17 protein-coding genes and 1 tRNA gene are annotated in these 18,431 nt (G+C 62.9%); 8 read left to right on the plus strand and 10 right to left on the minus strand.

What is annotated here, in order from left to right; genetic code table 11:
* Positions 1-43 precede the first annotated feature (43 nt).
* The 5 genes from AC1VWL_RS02105 to AC1VWL_RS02125 form a co-directional block, all read right to left on the minus strand.
* A complete protein-coding gene (locus AC1VWL_RS02105) occupies positions 44-964 on the minus strand; it encodes a DUF2167 domain-containing protein (RefSeq protein ID WP_482985558.1) in 921 nt (306 codons plus the stop codon).
* 77 nt (positions 965-1,041) lie between these two features.
* Positions 1,042-1,581: a gamma carbonic anhydrase family protein gene (locus AC1VWL_RS02110; protein WP_482985559.1), complete on the minus strand. Its 540-nt coding sequence runs from the start codon at positions 1,579-1,581 to the stop codon at positions 1,042-1,044.
* 64 nt (positions 1,582-1,645) lie between these two features.
* Complete coding sequence (locus AC1VWL_RS02115) at positions 1,646-2,464, minus strand: nucleotidyltransferase domain-containing protein (RefSeq protein ID WP_482985619.1); 819 nt, start codon at positions 2,462-2,464, stop codon at positions 1,646-1,648.
* A gap of 213 nt (positions 2,465-2,677) precedes the next feature.
* Positions 2,678-4,567 carry a tRNA uridine-5-carboxymethylaminomethyl(34) synthesis enzyme MnmG gene (gene mnmG, locus AC1VWL_RS02120; protein WP_482985560.1) on the minus strand — a complete coding sequence of 630 codons (1,890 nt, stop codon included), beginning with the start codon at positions 4,565-4,567 and terminating at the stop codon, positions 2,678-2,680.
* A 490-nt stretch (positions 4,568-5,057) separates the two neighbouring features.
* Entirely contained in the window at positions 5,058-5,672 is a 615-nt protein-coding gene (locus tag AC1VWL_RS02125; RefSeq protein ID WP_482985561.1) for a hypothetical protein, read from the minus strand.
* 144 nt (positions 5,673-5,816) lie between these two features.
* Here AC1VWL_RS02125 and AC1VWL_RS02130 point away from each other — a divergent pair, with 144 nt between their 5' ends.
* Complete coding sequence (locus tag AC1VWL_RS02130; protein ID WP_482985562.1) at positions 5,817-6,779, plus strand: pyridoxal-phosphate dependent enzyme; 963 nt, start codon at positions 5,817-5,819, stop codon at positions 6,777-6,779.
* Entirely contained in the window at positions 6,776-7,384 is a 609-nt protein-coding gene (locus AC1VWL_RS02135; protein ID WP_282267903.1) for a YdcF family protein, read from the plus strand. Before AC1VWL_RS02130 ends, AC1VWL_RS02135 begins: the two co-directional genes overlap by 4 nt.
* A 229-nt stretch (positions 7,385-7,613) precedes the next feature.
* Here AC1VWL_RS02135 and bioC read toward each other — a convergent pair whose 3' ends face one another.
* The 4 genes from bioC to bioB all read right to left on the minus strand — a co-directional run bounded on the left by bioC (position 7,614) and on the right by bioB (position 11,713).
* Positions 7,614-8,501: a malonyl-ACP O-methyltransferase BioC gene (gene bioC, locus AC1VWL_RS02140; protein WP_481533124.1), complete on the minus strand. Its 888-nt coding sequence runs from the start codon at positions 8,499-8,501 to the stop codon at positions 7,614-7,616.
* A 99-nt stretch (positions 8,502-8,600) separates the two neighbouring features.
* Positions 8,601-9,368, minus strand: coding sequence for a pimeloyl-ACP methyl ester esterase BioH (gene bioH, locus AC1VWL_RS02145; protein ID WP_482985563.1), 768 nt, complete (start codon positions 9,366-9,368; stop codon positions 8,601-8,603).
* A gap of 17 nt (positions 9,369-9,385) precedes the next feature.
* Entirely contained in the window at positions 9,386-10,594 is a 1,209-nt protein-coding gene (gene bioF, locus AC1VWL_RS02150; RefSeq protein ID WP_282267899.1) for an 8-amino-7-oxononanoate synthase, read from the minus strand.
* Positions 10,595-10,684: 90 nt separating this feature from the next.
* Positions 10,685-11,713, minus strand: a complete 1,029-nt coding sequence (bioB, locus tag AC1VWL_RS02155) for a biotin synthase BioB (RefSeq protein WP_481513442.1) — start codon at positions 11,711-11,713, stop codon at positions 10,685-10,687.
* 73 nt (positions 11,714-11,786) lie between these two features.
* On the opposite strand from bioB, the gene AC1VWL_RS02160 reads away from it, so the two are divergent.
* Both AC1VWL_RS02160 and AC1VWL_RS02165 read left to right on the plus strand, forming a co-directional pair.
* Positions 11,787-12,488, plus strand: a complete 702-nt coding sequence (locus AC1VWL_RS02160) for a ComF family protein (protein WP_482985564.1) — start codon at positions 11,787-11,789, stop codon at positions 12,486-12,488.
* 141 nt (positions 12,489-12,629) lie between these two features.
* Positions 12,630-13,211 (plus strand): HdeD family acid-resistance protein, encoded by a 582-nt coding sequence (locus AC1VWL_RS02165; RefSeq protein WP_482985565.1) that lies wholly within the window; start codon positions 12,630-12,632, stop codon positions 13,209-13,211.
* Between the two features lie 157 nt (positions 13,212-13,368).
* Here the strand turns inward: AC1VWL_RS02165 and ubiA are convergent, their stop codons facing one another.
* Complete coding sequence (gene ubiA / locus AC1VWL_RS02170) at positions 13,369-14,262, minus strand: 4-hydroxybenzoate octaprenyltransferase (protein WP_482985566.1); 894 nt, start codon at positions 14,260-14,262, stop codon at positions 13,369-13,371.
* 127 nt (positions 14,263-14,389) lie between these two features.
* Between ubiA and AC1VWL_RS02175 the strand changes: the two genes are divergently transcribed.
* The 4 genes from AC1VWL_RS02175 (at position 14,390) to AC1VWL_RS02190 (ending at position 18,028) form a co-directional block, all read left to right on the plus strand.
* Positions 14,390-14,466 (plus strand) — tRNA-Arg (locus AC1VWL_RS02175).
* Between the two features lie 162 nt (positions 14,467-14,628).
* Positions 14,629-15,819 carry a tyrosine-type recombinase/integrase gene (locus tag AC1VWL_RS02180; RefSeq protein WP_482985567.1) on the plus strand — a complete coding sequence of 397 codons (1,191 nt, stop codon included), beginning with the start codon at positions 14,629-14,631 and terminating at the stop codon, positions 15,817-15,819.
* Positions 15,820-15,963: 144 nt separating this feature from the next.
* On the plus strand, positions 15,964-16,380 hold the full coding sequence (locus tag AC1VWL_RS02185) for an H-NS histone family protein (RefSeq protein WP_482985568.1): 417 nt from the start codon (positions 15,964-15,966) through the stop codon (positions 16,378-16,380).
* 595 nt (positions 16,381-16,975) lie between these two features.
* The gene (locus tag AC1VWL_RS02190; protein ID WP_482985569.1) at positions 16,976-18,028 is read left to right on the plus strand and encodes a sensor domain-containing diguanylate cyclase; all 1,053 of its coding nucleotides are present in this window, start codon (positions 16,976-16,978) and stop codon (positions 18,026-18,028) included.
* Positions 18,029-18,431 lie beyond the last annotated feature (403 nt).

Here is an 18,431-nt window from a genome sequence, read left to right on the forward strand (position 1 = left end):
ACCCAGCCCGCCGGTGGCAGCGGCAGGCCGGGTGGGGCGGGTTTCAGCGCACGGTGCGGTTGTCGTCGCCACGCACGAACAGCTTCCTGATCGCACCGCCGAGGAACAGCACGCCGATCAGCAGCAGTTTCCAGAACTTGGCCAGCAGCAGGCCGAGCTTGGCAAACAGCCCGGCTTTGGCCGCCAAGCCACCGCCGATCAGGGTAGCCACGCCATAGGCGGCGACCTTGTCGGTGCTGGGGTTGTGATCGGCATAACGTGCGCCCTGGTCGAACTCGGCCATTGGCAGCAGCTTGTCCATGCCCTCGCGTACCAGTGCCAGTTCCGACATTCCCGAGACGGCATTCAAGCTCAGGTAGCCGTGCCGGCCGAGCACGCGGATGTCGTAGTTGAGGGTGTGATCGGGCTGGTCGTTGAAGGCCAGCTCGCGTGCCCAGTAGAGCTTCTTGCTGCCTGCCTCGTAGCGGGGCGGCACCGCCCAGCCCACCAGGTCGAGCGAGCCATAGCCGGCCTTGATGCGCTCCGGGTTGCTGTCGCGGGTCTCGGCCTGCATGGTCTTGAGCAGGTCGGCGTAGTCGATCTTGCTGGCATCTTCGTCGGACACGTAGCCATCGTCGGACCAGGTCACCACCACCGCCCAGCTGTCCTGCTCGCTCAAGCCCGGGCTGCGCGGCACGATCATGCCCAGCACGCTGTCATCGGGCGGGTTGCCCCACATGTCTTCCAGTACCCGGCGCGCATCAGCCTTGTCCAGATAGCGGAACTCGTCATTCAAATTGAAGTGGGCCCGTGCCTCGGGTACCTCGATCTGCCCGCTGCGGAACTGCAGCGACTGCTCGAACTGCTCCACACTCATGCCCTCTTCTTGCTGGGCAGCATCCTGGGCGGAGGCGGAAAAGCAAACCACGCACAGCAGTGCCACAGCCGCCAACAGGCGCTGCGCCACGATTTTCATCGACTTCATGTCAAACCCTCAAAGGCGTCCCCACGCCGGGCCGGCAGTGTGCACCCGCAGGGGGCTTGCCGACAATGCCTGCTCGCTCAGCCCTGCATGCCGCGGTACTGGTCCTTGACCCTGACGTAATGGTCGGCCGAATAGCGCAGGCCCTCGATGTCCTTCTCGCTGAGCTGGCGCATCAGCCGTGCCGGGTTGCCGGCCCACAACTCGCCACTGCGCACCAGCTTGCCCGGCCCGACCACCGCACCGGCGGCGATGAAGGCATTGGCTTCGATGACAGCGCCATCGAGGATGCACGCGCCCATGCCGATCAGGCAGTAATCGCCGATGGTGCATGCATGGATGATGCAGCCGTGGCCGACAGTAACGCCCTCGCCGATCAGCGTCGGGTAGCCGCCCTTGTTGTAAGGACTTTCGTGGCTGACATGGATGATGGTGCCGTCCTGCACATTGGTGCGTGCACCGATGCGGACGTAGTTCACATCACCGCGGATCACCGTACCCGGCCACACCGACGCATCATCGCCAATCTGCACATCACCGATGATGGTGCAGGCTTCGTCGATATAGACGCGCTCGCCGAGGGTGGGGGTTTTATCCAAGAAGGGGCGCAGTGCGGGCATGGTGATCGCCTCGGGGAACGAATTTGGCAAGCAACATCATAGTCGCTGTTGCCAGTGGGGGATCTCAACGCGGTGCGTGGGCAATGAGCATTTGTCTGAAAAGTCCGTCAAGCGCGTTGGCGTCGCCTTGGCCTGCAGTCAACAGGGGCGGTGTATTGCTGTGCCGCGCAAGCTCGGCATCAATGTAGTCGCTGATGAGGGCTATGCGAGGGCCATCGGCTACCTCAGCGCTGCGCCGCTTTGTCACCAGCAGTTGATCAATGGCGTTGCGCACCTTGCCCTCGGGGAGCAGGCGATCGAGCAGGTCCTCAAAAGCCATGGGCGGCGGTGTGGGTTCGTTCTCTATCCATTGGCAGGCGAGCAACGGCCGCAACACGTAAAGGTATTTCTTGGTGCGTACCCGCTCACCTTTCAGATAGCCGCGATGATTGGCGCTGGCCATGTTGAAGTAATGCCACCAGCTGCCCAAGGGCGAGTGAAACTGCTGTACCGCGGCTTGCAGTTCTGAGATTGCCTGAGCGTCACCGCGATAGTGGATAGGTGAGCGCAGCCACTCGGACAGGGTTGGGTTGGATTTGGAGACCAGGCGCAATGCTTTGCGCAGGTCCCAGCCGCTGATATCCAGCTCGTCATCGATGGGCAGCTCGATCACATCGCGTTGTGCTTCGCCCGGGCCGGTCCGTTCATTGACGCTCAGGTACCACGGTTGGCGATGGACGTAGATGAAGCGGGCATCGTAGTCGCTGTCCGGCGACGAGAATCCCCAGCCGCGACTGCCGGATTCGCAGGCCATCAACACGCGTACATCGTGCTGGCGTTCGATCTGTTCCAGCGCGGCGAGTACGGCTTGGCGTTTTTCCGGGTCGATCGGATGAATGTCCATATTCTGCGGCTCCTTTAGCGGGAGACGCAGTCTAGTCAGGGTGCGCGCGAAAGGCACCCCTCCCCAACCCTCCCCTCCGCCTTCGGCGCAAGGGAGGAAGCTGTTTCGCGTGTTCTCACAGCTGGCGGAGCGCCGCTTCTGCCCCTGCCTTGCGCGAAGCGCAGGGGAGGGGTTGCTCTTAAGCCCCCGCCACCAAAATCTCCAATCAAAAACTCAAGCCACCTTGCCGCGTCGCGCCCGCTCCAGATGTACCAGCAGCAGGGAAATCGCTGCTGGCGTCATGCCTGGAATGCGCTGTGCCTGACCGATGGTCTGCGGACGCACGCGCTCCAGTTTCTGCAATGCCTCGGCAGACAAGCCACGCACCGAGGCGAAGTCGAAGCCTTCGACAATCGCAGTGTTCTCGTGCCGCTGCTGGCGTTCGATCTCATCGCGCTGACGGTCAAGGTAGCCGGCGTACTTGACGCTGATCTCCACCTGCTCTGCCACGCGCGCATCATCAACACCCGGCCCGAGTGAGGGCACCTGCATCAACTTGGCGTAGTCCAGTTCCGGGCGCTTGATCAGGTCCAGCACATTGGTTTCGCGGCTGACTGCCACGCCGGTGGCTTCGGCGACTTCGCGGCCGAGCGCGTTGCCCGGCGTTGCCCAGATGCCACGCAGGCGCGCGCTCTCGCTGGCAACGGCGGTCTGCTTGGTTTCGAACGCGGACCAGCGGCGATCATCGACCAGGCCCAGCTTGCGGCCGGTCGGGGTCAGGCGGGTGTCGGCATTGTCTTCGCGCAGCTGCAGCCGGTATTCGGCGCGACTGGTGAACATGCGGTAGGGCTCGCTGGTGCCGTGGGTGATCAGGTCGTCGACCAGCACGCCGATATAGGCTTCGTCGCGACGTGGGCACCAGCCGTCCTTGCCCTGCACGAACAAGGCGGCGTTGATGCCTGCCAACAAGCCCTGCGCACCGGCTTCTTCATAGCCTGTGGTGCCGTTGATCTGGCCGGCGAAGAACAGGCCGTTGACCTGGCGGGTTTCCAGCGTGTTCTTCAGGCCGCGAGGATCGAAGAAGTCGTATTCGATGGCGTAGCCGGGGCGGGTGATGTGCGCCTGCTCGAAGCCACGGATGCTGCGCACCAGTTCCAGCTGCACGTCGAACGGCAGCGAGGTGGAAATGCCGTTCGGATAGATCTCCACCACGTCCAGGCCTTCGGGCTCGACGAAGATCTGGTGGCTGTCCTTCTCGGCGAAACGCACCACCTTGTCTTCGATCGACGGGCAGTAACGCGGGCCGATGCCTTCGATCTGGCCGCTGTACAGCGGCGAGCGGTGCAGTGCGCCACGGATGATGTCGTGGGTGCGTTCGCTGGTATGGGTGATCCAGCAGCTGACCTGCTGCGGATGCTCGCTGACGTCGCCCAGGTAGGACATCACCGGCAGCGGATCGTCGCCGGGCTGCTCGTCCATCACGCTGTAATCCAGCGAACGGCCGTCGATGCGCGGCGGAGTGCCGGTCTTCAGGCGATCAATGACGAACGGGCGCTCGCGCAGGCGCGCGGCCAGCGTGGTCGCCGGCGGGTCGCCCATGCGGCCTGCGGTATATTGGGTTTCGCCGATATGGATCTTGCCGGCCAGGAAGGTGCCGGCGGTGAGCACGACTGCAACAGCGTGGAAGGTCAGTCCGGTCTGGGTGATGGCGCCACGCACGGCGTCGCCTTCAATCACCAGATCATCGACGGCTGCCTGGAACACGGTCAGGTTCGGCTGCGACTCGACGATGCCGCGGATCGCCATCCGGTACAGGTTGCGGTCGGCCTGGCAGCGGGTGGCGCGCACGGCCGGGCCCTTGGAGGCATTGAGTGTGCGCCACTGGATGCCGGCGCGATCGGCGGCATGCGCCATCGCCCCGCCGAGCGCATCGATCTCCTTGACCAGGTGACCCTTGCCAATGCCGCCGATGGCCGGGTTGCAGCTCATCGCGCCGACGGTTTCGACGTTGTGGGTCAGCAGCAGGGTGCGGGCGCCGCCGCGCGCTGCAGCCAGCGCCGCCTCGGTGCCGGCGTGGCCGCCGCCAATGACGATAACGTCGTAACGGTAGAAGGAGTCGCTCATGGGCGTGAGATCGGTCAGAAAGTGTGAAGTCCGTCAGATGGGTATTTCCCACGATGTGACGGCGTATGTGGTGATTTTACTGCCAAGCGCAATCAGGTACGCATCAACCCTAAAGTTGGCACGCAACCTGCAGTTAATACATTGCACCCAACGTGGCATGCGACATAGGCGCAACAAGGTCGGAATTGGAACAGGGGCCGACCGAAGCGTACGTTGGGGTAGCAGGGGCCGGTAGTCGGGGGACTACCGGCCTTGCAGTCCAGCAGGGCCCGCCTCGGCGGGAAAGCGTTGAAAGACAAAGCCCCGGCCTAGGCCGGGGCTTTGTCTTTATTAGGCGCCGATGTCCGACAGGGCCGGAACAGGGGGGATCCAGATTTCCTGGCGGACATCGACATTGAACTGTCTGGGCGGGACCGGTTGGGTCACTATGCGACGTTAGCGGTCACCCGTGGGACCAAGAATGCCTGCATTTGCGCCAATTGCAACCTTTTTATCGTTCCTGGATGCGAGCGCCGTTCGGTTGCCGGGTTTGTGACGGCTGTCGGGCCGGCATCGGCCGTGCCTGAATAGCCGGACGCGCTGCAGGCTGAGGCCGCTGCATCGCCTGCTGCATGGGCTGGGCGCGCTGCATTGGCTGGTTGTTGGCACGCGGCGGCGGCCGGCTCAGATTGTCCAGATTGCGCCACGGCGATTTGTTGCCGCCGCCGTTCACCGGCGGTGGTGGTCGGGTCGGCCGGCCGTCATTGCCGCCGTTGCCCGGCGGGCGTGGGCGGTTGCCACCATGGTTGTGATCGCCGTCTCCGCCCGGGCGCGGGCCGTTGCCGTGGCCGGGCGGACGCGGACCATTGCCGTGATACGGCGGGCGCGGGCGGTTGTAGTTGGGGCGGTAGACCGGATAGCCGTAGTTGCCGTAGCCGTAATAGCCACTGCCATAGCCGTAACCGCCGTAGCCGTAGCCACTGTTCGGATAGCCATAGGGATAGCTGTACTGCACCGAGGGAGAGCCGTGGTAATAGCCGCCCGAACCGCCGCCTACGTAGTCGTACGTGGCACAGCCAGACAGGCCCAACAGCAGGCCGGTGGAAACAATCAGGCGCTTGATCATGAGAAATCCCCCCCTCGTGGGTATGGCAGCCAGCTTCGGGCCACGGCGTTGAATCGGCCCTTAATTCGCATCTACATGGCTGAACATACAACGTGTGCGCAGATGAGATGGTCGCAGGCCCGGGGCCTGGGCTAACCTTTCACCATGAATGAACTTCCTTTGCCCGGATTTGCCGAGGTTCTGGCAGCAGCGGCGCGGATTGCCGCCCATGCGACGGTCACCCCGGTGCTGCGCTCACGCACGCTGGATGCACTGGCCGGCGCCAGCCTGCACTTCAAGGCCGAACACCTGCAGCGCAGCGGCGCGTTCAAGTTCCGCGGGGCCTGCAACGCGGTGTGGTCGTTGGATGTGGAGCACGCCAGTCACGGTGTGGTGACACATTCCTCCGGCAACCACGGTGCCGCACTGGCCTTGGCGGCGAGCTCGCGCGGGGTTCCCTGCCATGTAGTGGTGCCCGAGGGTGCGGTGGCGGCCAAATTGGCCAATATCGAACGCAACCAGGCCACCCTCTGGCGCTGTGCACCCACCCAGGCCGCGCGCGAAGCCGAGTGCCTGCGCGTGCAGCGCGAAACCGGGGCGACCCTGGTTCACCCTTATACCGACCCGCGTGTCATCGCCGGGCAGGGCACTGCCGTGCTCGAACTGATTCGCCAGGCCGGAACGCAACTGGATGTACTGGTGGTGCCGGTAGGCGGCGGTGGATTGGCCGCAGGCACCCTGCTGGCGATGCAGCAGCTGCTGCCGAACTGCGAGCTGGTACTGGCCGAGCCGGCCGGGGCTGCCGACACCGCGCGTTCGCTGGCGGCGGATGAGCGCTTGATCGATTTCGTACCCGACACACTGTGCGATGGCCTGCGCGGCGCACTGGGCGCGCCCAATTTCGAGCTGCTGCACGGCGCGGCACAGGTGATCAGCGTGGACGACGCCGATACCGTGGCCGCGATGCGCTTGATCTGGCAGGTGATGAAGCAGACCGTCGAACCGTCCTCGGCGATCACCCTGGCGGCGGTGCTGTCCCAGCCGCAGCGTTTTGCCGGGCGCACGGTGGGGCTGGTGTTGTCCGGTGGCAATGTGGATCTGGATGCATTGCCCTGGGTGCAGGCATGAAGGCAGCTGTTCGGCGCACAGGATTGATGGGCTGGGTATGGCGCTTGTGTGTTTTGCTGCTGTTGTGGCTGCTGGGCGTGGCGGCGTGGATCATCTGGGTAGGTGACCGTGACCAGGCCGCACCTGCCGACGCCATCATCGTGCTCGGTGCTGCGGCGTATGACGCCAAGCCTTCGCCGGTATTTGAAGAGCGCATCCGCCATGGCCTGGACCTGTACCGGCAGGGCTACGCACCGAAGTTGATCTTCACCGGTGGCTTTGGCGGCACGGGCGCGCGTTTCTCCGAATCACAGGTGGCGCGGCGTTATGCACTGAAGCAGAAGGTTCCGGGCAAGGACATCCTGATCGAAACCCGCTCGCGCACCACCCGGCAGAATCTGGTTGAAGCCAAGCAGGTCATGGCCAAGCACGACATGCACAAGGTGATCGTGGTCAGCGACCCGCTGCACATGGCGCGCGCGCTGCGTCTATCGAAGGAGTTGGGGATTGATGCGCTGGCGTCATCCACGCCAAGCACGCGCTTCCGCAGTTTCCACACCAGCTGGCGTTTCCTGCTGCAGGAAGTGTATTTCTTCCACCGCGACCTGTTTGTAAAAGGGGCTTGAGCGGTGAAGAAACTGCATTTGTAGGAGCGGCGTAAGCCGCGAAGCTGACGCGCTGTCCGATGGGTTGTCTGTGGTGCCCCTGCCGAGCATGGCTCGGCACTACGGCTTTAGCCCCTCTCCCGCCTGCGGGAGAGGGGTTGGGGTGAGGGCAGTCTTTCGCTGGTAAAGCCCCTGCCGAGCATGGCTCGGCACTACCGGGCGGCATTTGCATTCGCCCTTTTCCGAACTCCTATTCCTGCGTCTTCCGCCGAATCGGAATGGCCGACAACGGCACGCTCGCCACATCCTGCCCCTGCTCACGGATCGGTGCGCCCGGTGCCGGTGCCCAGGCATGCGCATACACCACTTCCCAGCTGCTCGGCAGCTTGCCGTCAGCGCGACGCATCGGCTCGTAAGCATCGCGTGCTGCCGCAAAACGGCTGCGCCCGGTCAGGGTGTGGCGACGGTTGTGCATGGCGTTGGTGGCGCCAATCGCCTTGAGCTCGCGCATCAGCGTTGGCAGGTCGTCGTAGGTCAGGGTGAACATGTCGCGATCCAGTACCGGATCGCGGAAGCCGGCCATCATCAAGGCATCGCCGAACTGGGCGATCTGCACGAAGTGGCTTACATGCGAAGTGTCATCGGCCTGCGCAAATGCCTGGCGCAGTTCCACCAGCGTGTCGTGGGCAAACGTTGAACAGACCAGCAGGCCATTGGGCTTGAGCACGCGGCGGAAGCCGGCAAATACCGCCGGCAGGTCTTCCACCCACTGCAGGCACAGGTTGCTGTAGATCACGTCGACGCTGTTGTCGGCCAGCGGCAGGGCGCGGGCATCGGCGCAGACACGCGAGAACGGGCGCCACCAGCCAGCCTGTTTCTTGGCCTCGGCCAACATCGGCAGGGCCAGGTCCAGCGCGATCACCTGTGCCTTGGGCCAGCGCTTCTTCATCGCCGCGGTGGCATGGGCCGGGCCGCTGCCCACGTCCAACACCACCTGCGGCTGCCGGTCTTCCAGGTAGTCCAGCGACTCCAGCAGGCGCTTGGCCACTTCCTGCTGCAGCACGGCGGCGGCGTGGTAGCTGCTGGCGGCGCGCGAGAAGGCGCGGCGGACGTGTTTGGGGTCGAACAGAGAAGACATGGCGGTGATTCGGTTTCGTGATTCGGGATGGGAAGCGCTGCGGTGCTCAGGCAGCCGACGACATCATCGGCCAGCCAGCGCGAATGGCTGCGTAACCGCTCACGCGCAGCCAGCAACAAACTGTTGCAGCAGCCCGGCAACGTGATCGGCATGGCCGAGGAACGGCGCGTGGCCGCCACCGTCGATGGTGTGGGCGTTGTGCAGGCCTGCCGGCGCCAGCGCGGCGGCCTGGTGCATGGCCTTGGACGGCACCAGCCGGTCGCGCTGGCCGCCTATCCACAGGCCGGGTTTGTGCAGGCTGGGCAGACCGCCGCGCAGGTCGCTGCGCTCCAGCAGGGCCAGGCCTTCGTGCAGAGCGCGGGGGGCCGGTTCGCCGCGTTCGACCAGGGCATCACGCAGGGTGCGCAGTTCGCTGCGGGCGTGCTGCGAGCCCATCACGTCGAGCGCGAGGAAGCGTTCGAGGGTGCCGCGGTAGTCCTGTTCCAGATCGCGGCCGAACTGCTCGAACACCACCGGCTCCACTGCATTGGGCCAATCGGCATCGCGGACGAAGCGCGGCGTCGCCGCCAGCATTGCCAGCCCGCGCACCTGCGGCAACGTGGCCGCGCCATGCAGGGCGACCAGCCCGCCCAGCGACCAGCCGCACCACACCGCTGCCGGGGTGGCGCTGGCGATGGCATTGACCAGGTAGGGCAAGCGCAAGGGCGTGGCGTCGTCGCGGCTGTGGCCATGCCCGGGCAGGTCGACCACGTGCAGCTCGAAGTGCGGCGCCAGCCGTTCCACCAGCGGCGCGAAAATGCCGCCATGCAGTGCCCAGCCGTGGATCAGGACCAGTGCCGGGCCGCTGCCGGTGACGTGGATATGCATGGCGTTACAACCGGTTCTCAGGCAACAGTGTTCAGGGACTTCTGGTACAGCACCACATCGCGGGCCTTGGCGATGGCGTCCACCAGCGCCTTGACCTGCTCGAGGGTATGCAGCGCGGACAAGGTCACGCGCAGGCGCGCCTTGCCTTCGGGCACGGTCGGCGGACGGATCGCGCTGACCAGGAAGCCGGACTGCTCCAGCGTCGCCGACAAGGCCATCACCGTCGCTTCGTCGCCGCACAGCAGCGGTTGGATCGGGGTTTCCGAGGCCATCAGCTCCAGCCCGTTGCGGCGCGCGCCCTCGCGGAAGCTGGCGATCAGTTCGGTGAGCTTGTCGCGGCGCCAATGGTCGCGACGCGCCAGCTTCACCGCTGCCAGCGAGGCGGCCGCCTGTGCCGCCGGCAGGGCGGTGGTGTAGATGTAGGGGCGTGCGGTTTCGGCCAGGTGCTGGATCAGCGCGTCTTCGCCCACAACCACCGCGCCGTGGCTGCCCAGTGCCTTGCCCAGGGTGGCCAGCTGCAGCGGAACCTCCTTCACGCCCAGGCCGGCGTCGGCGACGCAGCCGCGGCCGTGTTCGCCGATCACACCAATGCCGTGGGCGTCGTCCACATAGAACAGCGCCTCCTGCATGCGTGCCACCAGCGACAGTGAGCGCAGCGGGGCGATGTCACCATCCATGCTGAAGACGCCGTCGGTGACCAGCATGGCGGCGCCGTCGGCGGTGTTCTTGAGCTGGCGCATGGCGCCTTCGCTGTCCAGGTGCGGATAGCGGCGCAGGCGGCAGCCGGCCAGGCGGCTGGCATCAAGCAGGCTGGCGTGGTTGAGCCGGTCCTGCACGCAGATGTCGGTTTCTTCGCTCAGCAGCGCCTGCTGCACGGCCAGGTTGGCCATGAAGCCGCTGTCGAACAGCAGGGCGCGCGGATAGCCGAGCCAGTCGGCCATCTCGCGTTCCAGCTGCTCATGCACGCTGTGGTGGCCACAGACCAGGTGCGAGGCGGTGCTGCCGGCGCCTTCGCGGCCGGCGGCGTCCTGCAGCGCGGCGATCACCTCGAACTGTTGCGACAGGCCGAGGTAGTCATTGCTGCAGAAGCCGGTCAACCAGCGCCCGTCCAGTTCCAAACGCACCCCGTCACGGCGGCTGATGCTGCGCCTGGTGCGGATGCGGCCCTGGGCAAGCCGCAGCTTGCGCTGGGCGTGGATGCGGTCGTGGATGTCAGGACGGGCCATGGCAAGGTTCATGGTCAAGCGGGCGGCTAGCGTACCCGGTTGCCTGTAAGAATGCCCCAAGCGGCGCCCCGGTGCGGGGCGCCGGTGGGCTCAGGCGCTGCGGGCGCAGAGCGGGGCGATATCCAGGTGCACGGTACCGGGGTGGTCGTGGTCGTCGGCGTCCACATGGACCTGCATCGGGCTGATGCCGAGGCGGGCGAACAGGGCTTGGTCGCGCTCGGTGTCCGGGTTGCCGGTGGTCAGCAGCTTTTCGCCGTAGAAGATGGAGTTGGCGCCAGCCAGGAAGCACAGCGCCTGCAGCTCATCGCTCATGCTCTCGCGGCCGGCTGACAGCCGCACCATCGAGCGCGGCATCACGATGCGGGCCACGGCGATCATGCGCACGAACTCGAACGGGTCCAGCTCGGCGCTGCCGTGCAACGGGGTACCGGCGACCTGCACCAGGCGGTTGATCGGCACCGAGTCCGGGTGCGCCGGCAGGTTGGCCAGCGCCTGCAGCAGGCCGGCGCGGTGCTCGCGGGTTTCACCCATGCCGACGATGCCGCCGCAGCAGGTCTTCATGCCGGCGTTGCGCACGTGTTCCAGCGTGTCCAGGCGGTCCTGGTACTGGCGGGTATGGATGATCGAGTCGTAGTAATCCGGCGCGGTGTCCAGATTGTGGTTGTAGTAGTCCAGCCCGGCGTCCTTCAGCGCCTGCGCCTGGTGGCCCTCGAGCATGCCCAGGGTGGCGCAGGTCTCCAGGCCCAGCGACTTCACCTCGCGGATCATCGCCGCGACCTTGGGGATGTCACGGTCCTTGGGCGAGCGCCAGGCCGCACCCATGCAGAAGCGCGAGGCGCCGGCCTGCTTGGCGGCGCGGGCACGGGCCACCACGCTGTCGGTGTCCATCAGCTTCTGCGCGTCCACGCCGGTGTCATAGCGCTGGGCCTGCGGGCAGTAGGCGCAGTCTTCCGGGCAACCGCCGGTCTTGACCGAGAGCAGGGTGGAGACCTGTACCTGCGCCGGGTCGAAGTGCTGGCGATGCACGCTGGCGGCGCGGTGCAGCAGCTCGGGGAAGGGCAGTTCGAGCAGGGACAGCAGCTCTTCGCGCTTCCAGTCGTGGCGGATGACGGTGGACATCGGTGTTACCTGACAGATGGGGCGATGGAAGCGGCGCAGTCTGGTCAGCATACACATTGCTGTCAACCATCAAATGAAGAGTTTGGTTTACAGGGCCGGGGGTCGGCTATCGGCCTTGTTGTTCCCGCCGCGCTGCCTGGTCTGTGGTGAGGATGGCTTGCCGGGGCGGGATCTGTGCCTGGCCTGCAGTGCCGGATTGCCTTGGCAACACGCCGCTTGCCGGCGTTGTGCGCTGCCGTTGCCAGCCAGCGACGCTGATGGGCTGTGCGGTGCCTGCCAGCGCTCACGCTCGCCCTTGCAGGCAGTGCAGGCGGCATTTACCTACAACGCGCCGATCGATGGCCTGCTGCTGCGCTTCAAGTTTCACCATGATCTCAGCGCTGGGCGCTTGCTGTCAGCGCTGATGCTGGATGCATTGGGCGCTGCCGAGCATCCGCAGGCGATCGTGCCGGTGCCGCTGCATCTGTCGCGGCTGCGTCAGCGCGGCTATGACCAGACCTGGGAGCTGGCCAAGCCGCTGGCACGCGCGCTGCAGCTACCGCTGTGCCGGGGCCTGCATCGGCGCCGTTCCACCCAGCCACAATCGGAGCTGGATGCGGTGGAGCGCAAACGCAATCTGCGTGGTGCCTTCATTGCGGTGGGGCAGTTGCCTGCGCATGTGGTGCTGCTGGATGACGTGATGACCACCGGTGCCACCTTGCATGCGGCAGCGCTCACACTGCATCGCGCCGGTGTGCAGCGGGTGGATGCCTGGGTCTGTGCGCGGGTGCCGTGAGCGCTGGTGTGCCTGCAAGGCCGCGCCTGCGTTGCAACTGGCTTGAAATACCGGTTGTCATCTCTACATGCCATGACTACGGCTATGGGCCTAGACTGGGATTGAAAGGCCTTTACACCTGCTCAACATGAGGAGACAGACATGGGTGCTTCCCCGGGTTTTCCTGCTGGATCGCTGTTTGGCACATTGACGCGCAACTGGTGGGTGCTGCTGCTGTTCGGCCTGTTTGCGGTGGTATTCGGCGTGCTGGCGGTGATGGCGCCGGTGCGCACCGCAGCTGTCCTGGCGTGGTGGCTTGGCATCATGGCCATTGTTGAAGGCGTGGTGGTGCTGGTCTCGGCCTTCAATGGTTCGGCACCGGTCTCGCGCGGTTGGGCGCTGTTCTATGCGCTGGCATCGATTGCCTTTGGTGTACTGGCGGTGATCAATCCATTGGCGACGGCGAGCGTGCTGCTGCTGTTCCTGGCCGCCTGGCTGGTGGTGGGCGGCATCTACCGCATCGTGTTCGCCATCCGCGTGCGCAAGCAGATCAGTGGCGAATGGATGCTGATTGTCAGCGGCCTGCTGGCGGTGGCATTGGGCGTGATGTTCGCACTCAACCCGATCGCCGGCCTGGCAGTGACCTCACTGTGGATCGGCGTGCTGGCATTGATCTACGGCGTGCTGCAGATAATTGCAGCGTTCCGCCTGCGTTCGCTGGGGAAGTCCATCGGCGCGATGTAACGCTTACCCCTCCCCAACCCTCCCCTTCGCTGCGCGAAAGGGAGGGGGCAGAAGCGTAGTGCCGAGCCATGCTCGGCAGGGCTTTCCCGGCAATGCTTCAGCCGAGCATGGCTCGGCTCTACCTAAAGCGAAACGGCCCGCACTGCGGGCCGTTTCTTCAATCCAGGTACTGGCTGGCGACGATGCCGGCAAACAGCACCGCGCCGACCCAGTTGTTGTGCAGGAAGGCCTTGAAACAGGGCTCACGCTCGCGGTCCCGGCACAGCCAGAACTCGTAAACCACCAAGACCATCGCCACGCCGATGCCGGCCCAGTACGCCCAGCCCAGACCCGCGCGGTGTCCGACCAGCGCCATCGCAGCGAAGAACAGCGCGTACAGGATGCCCTGGATGACCAGGTCCAGATCGCCGAACAGGATGGCGGTGGAATGCGAACCGACCTTCAGGTCATCGTCGCGGTCGACCATGGCGTACCAGGTGTCATAGGCGGTGGACCAGAGGATGTTGGCGGCATACAGCACCCAGCCCAGCGGCGGAACTTCGCCCTGGATGGCGGCGAATGCCATCGGGATACCCCAGCCGAAGGCCATGCCCAGATAGACCTGCGGCAGATGTGTGTAGCGCTTCAGGTAGGGATAGCTGGCGGCCAGGAATACGCCGATGAAGCTCAGCGCTATGGTCAGTGCGTTCAGGGTCAGGACCAGTGCGAATGCGACCAGCATCAAGCCGGCGAACAGCATCAGCGCCGCGCGGCCGGAGATTGCGCCGGTGGCCAGTGGCCGGTCCTTGGTGCGTTTGACGTGCGGGTCCAGCCAGCGATCGGCGTAGTCATTGATCACGCAGCCGGCCGAGCGGGTCAGCCAGACGCCGGCGCTGAACACGAACAGTATCCACAGCGGTGGCAGGCCATCGGCGGCCAGCCACAGCGCCCACCAGGTGGGCCACAGCAGCAGCAAGGTGCCGATCGGGCGGTCGGCGCGCATCAATTTCCAGTAGTGCCCGAACCGCGACGTGTCAGCTGCGGTGGACGGTGTAGTTGGGAGACGGCTCATGCGCAAAGGTTACCAGCTGGGCAGGTTTTTCCCGCCCAACTACAGCAATCCAAAGGTGGGGGCAGACCTGCGGCCGCTTTTGCCGTTAGAATGCGCGTCCGCCCGGCTCAGCCGGCCGGAGCACAATGCGCCCGTAGCTCAGCCGGATAGAGTAGTGGCTTCCGAAGCCATTGGTCGGGGGTTCGAATCCCTCCGGGCGCGCCAGATTGAAGTCCGAGCATGTCTCAGGATGTCCAAAACCCCAGAGAAATCTGGGGTTTTTCTTTATCCACGGTCCAATCAGGTCCGGGGGCATCTATTGCAATCCAAGTCATCCGGGGGCAAGTTCGGGGGCATCCTGCCCCCCCAAAAGCGGACATGCCCCCAATGGCTCTGAGTGACATCCAAGTACGTAAAGCCAAGCCAGCTGAGAAGCCCCAGCGATTCTTCGATGGCGGGGGGCTCTACCTCGAGGTCACCCCATCGGGTGGCAAGCTGTGGCGGTGGAAGTATCGCGTTGCTGGAAAAGAAAAGCGGCTGGCCTTGGGCTCTTACCCCGAAGTTAGTCTGGCTGAAGCCCGTGAGAAGCACCTGGCGGCGCGAAAGACATTGGCTAACGGCATTGACCCTGGTGAGCAGCGGAAGCTTGAAAAGCTGGTTCGCAGCGGAAGCTCCGAGAACAGCTTCGGCGCCATTGCGCTGGAGCTCCTTGCTATGCGAACCAAGAAGAACGCGAAATCCACGGCTGTAAGGAACGGAAGGATTATTGAGAAGGATCTCAATCCTTACATTGGTGATAGGCCCATCAATGAGATTTCCGCTGTTGAGCTGCTTGCAGTGCTTCGAAAGATGGAGAAGAGGGGGGCAGTGGAGACGGCGCATCGAGCGCGTGGTATTGCAGGAATGGTTTTCCGGTACGCCATTGCTACAGGTAGGGCAGAGCGAAATCCTGCTGTTGACTTGATCGGCGCGTTGGAAGCACCTCAAACGAAACACTTCGCTAGCTTGACGGAGCCATCCGCGGTTGCGCCGCTTCTACGTGCCATTTGGGGATACGAAGGTAGTGCCATCGTAACCGCCGCGCTGAAGCTCTCGCCGTTGCTATTTCCTCGCCCAGGCGAGCTGCGTAGCGCACGCTGGGTCGATATTGACCTTGATGCTGCGGAGTGGCGGTATGTGGCTACCAAGACCGACACGCCGCACATTGTTCCGTTGTCCAAGCAAGCAATCGAGGTTCTCACTGAGCTGCGCCCTCTCACCGGACGAGGCCAGTACGTTTTCCCAAGCCTTCATGGGAAAGGACGTCCGATGAGCGAGAACACAATAAACGCGGCTATACGCCGGATGGGGTTTGACTCAAAAACAATGACGGGGCATGGGTTCCGTGCAATGGCGCGGACTATTCTTGATGAGGTACTAGGATTCCGCCCCGACTACATCGAGCATCAACTTGCTCATGCGGTTCGCGACCCCAATGGGCGCGCCTACAACCGCACTGCTCACTTGAGCGAGCGTCGCAAAATGATGCAGGAATGGGCTGACTACTTGGATAAGTTGCGAGATCAGAAAATTGCTTAGACGCCCGGTTCTTGCCCGATTCGAGTGGACTGATTGCGATGCCATAAAGACTCAGGGCTGCGAGTAAACGTAGGGCAATCCTTTTGGTGAAAATGTGGGGTATGCCTCCTTGACACCAACAGCAATAGACTTGAGCCTACATAGATGAGCATCGATCTGAATTCACTCACTCTTCGCGAGCTGAACTCCCTCATCAGCAATGCAAAGCAAAAGCAGAAGTCCCTCAAAGAACGTCTGCCACCGGAAAAGGTCAGACGGCAATTGACAGCTTTGGCCGGGAAAGCCGGATACACCATCGAAGAACTCTTTGGCGCGGAAGTGGTGAAAGCGGGCGCCACTAAAAAAGGTCGCCGACGTAAAGGGCCAAAGGTCCAGCCAAAGTACCGGGATCCTGAGAGCCCTTGGAACACGTGGACCGGTCGCGGAAGAATGCCGCTTTGGCTGGCGTCCAAGATTCGCTTTGGCCAAAATCCAGTCGATTTCTTAATTCCAGGTGTCGCTAAGCTGACCTCAAAGACTAAGCCGTTGACTGGAAAACGTAGGTTGTTCAAGCAAGGCTGATGGTGTGATCAGAAGAATCCGCTAGGCAAGCCGGACATGCGTCAGTCTCTTCGTAACACTGCAGAATTCGTCGGTTCAAACTATTTGGTTAGAGGCAAAGGTATTCCATGAAGAATCCGCGGAGCTTTCCCCGTGTTAGTGCAGCGCGGTCGGTATGGGGCTTGGTAGGACCCCCTGCACTTAATGATGTCTCATTCTTCGGTCGGGGCTGGCCATGGCCGGCTCCTGTGAACGTTCTTGCGGAAGAAACTCTATTTGCACTTTGCAGGCAAGCCGATCGACGAACCTGCATCCCACGTGAGCGAGAACATCGGAATGAATAAACCAGTAAGTGGAGGCGACCGGCCATGCCTCATCTAAGCGTTCGTTCTGCTCTTGGAGAATAGATTCACCCGGATACAAACGCTCGGCGGGCCTGATTAAGAACTCCCGATATTTTGCTATCAGGTACATCAAGAATCGACAGGGGAGTCTCCTATTCGCCGGCTTGCGCGCGCCATTTGCTCTTATGCCCTTGACGTGCCTGTGGCAGAGTTACGATAGTAGCGGCCATTTTGAAACAATGGCGGCGTTATGATCGACAGGGGAGTCGCCCATGCCATTCTTTGATGATTCAACAGAGCTCTATGTCGAAGGGGCAGGGGCTGCTAAACGCATCGGTTGGATGAGATTCGTTGGATGTGGATTGGCAGCACTTCCTATAGCCTCCGTCATTCTTGAGCGTGACGCTTCCACGCTTGCTTGGGCGCTATTACTACTGAATGCGGTCGTGTGGCCCACAGTGGCTTTGGCTATGACGCATCGAGCCAGGGAGCCTGCAGTTGTACAGTTTCGCTGCATGGTTCTGGATTCCATGCTGGGTGGTGCATGGATAGCATTTATAGCCATCAGCATTGTCCCCAGTGCTTTGTTTGCAGCACTCTTAGTGGCTGACAAAATCGCTGCTGGCGGGCTTAAGCTTGCTGCCAAATCCACTGCTGGTCTCGTCTTGGGGTTCATCGTTTCCTGGGTGGCGATAGGATTTCCCTATCAGCCAATTACCTCCGAGCGTACTGTTCTCCTAAGCCTTCCGTTCTTGTTCGTATACGGAATCGGGCTGAGCCTGCTCAGCTGGCAGCTAGCGAGAAAAGTGAAGCTGCAGAATCGAGAGTTGAGGCGTCTTAGTCGGATGGACCCGCTGGTGGAACTAGCCAATCGCGGATTTCTGATCCATCGCACTGAACGAGTATTAGAGAGCATTCGTCAGAGCGGCGACAGTGCATGCCTACTGATGCTTGATGTCGATGACTTCAAGCGGATCAATGATTCGTTTGGGCATCGGACTGGAGACGAGGTACTCCGGCGTATTGCTGAGGTGCTGGGTCAGCTAGCTCGATCGAAGGATACGCCTGCTCGCTTGGGTGGCGATGAATTCGCTGTTCTTTTGGATCAGTGCACCGTTGATGAGGCCATGCAACTGGCGGGTCAGGTTCGAAAGAAGCTTCGTGAGGCTGGCCCAATAGAAAGCGTCGATATGCGGTTTAGTGTCAGCATAGGAATTGCAGCTGCTCCAGACAAGGGTGGGCCCGAGGATTGGCTAGCGATCGCCGACGAAGCGCTGTATCAGGCCAAACGCCAAGGAAAGGACACAGCTAGCTATGCTTACTGAGCCACCTCAATCGGGTCATTACCTGAATTATCCGGCTGCACCATTTCGTTTCGGAGAAAGCACATTAACAGTGCCGCAACGGTTGGCTCACTCCGGAAAGGCACATCCATGCGTCAAGTTCGTTTTCGAGTGCCTGGCACCCGAAGAGCCACGAAAACTTGTACCGAACTGTGCCCTTTCTATGCACTCATGATGCGTATGAGGTTGCGGTCTCTTCTGTAGAAATCGATGGATTATGGATTGGAGTGCTCGTTGTCAGTCATGGCGAGAGAGGGCTCCTTGAACTCTCGACTGGACGTTTTCCGGAAGAAACGAAGGGTCGAGCTATAGAGCAGGTGATGGGCCAGCTCGGCATGGCATTCGCTATCGGCAGATTGCCCAGGCTACTGGAGCTATCTAGTCT

Source organism: Stenotrophomonas sp. STEN063 (assembly GCF_056854515.1).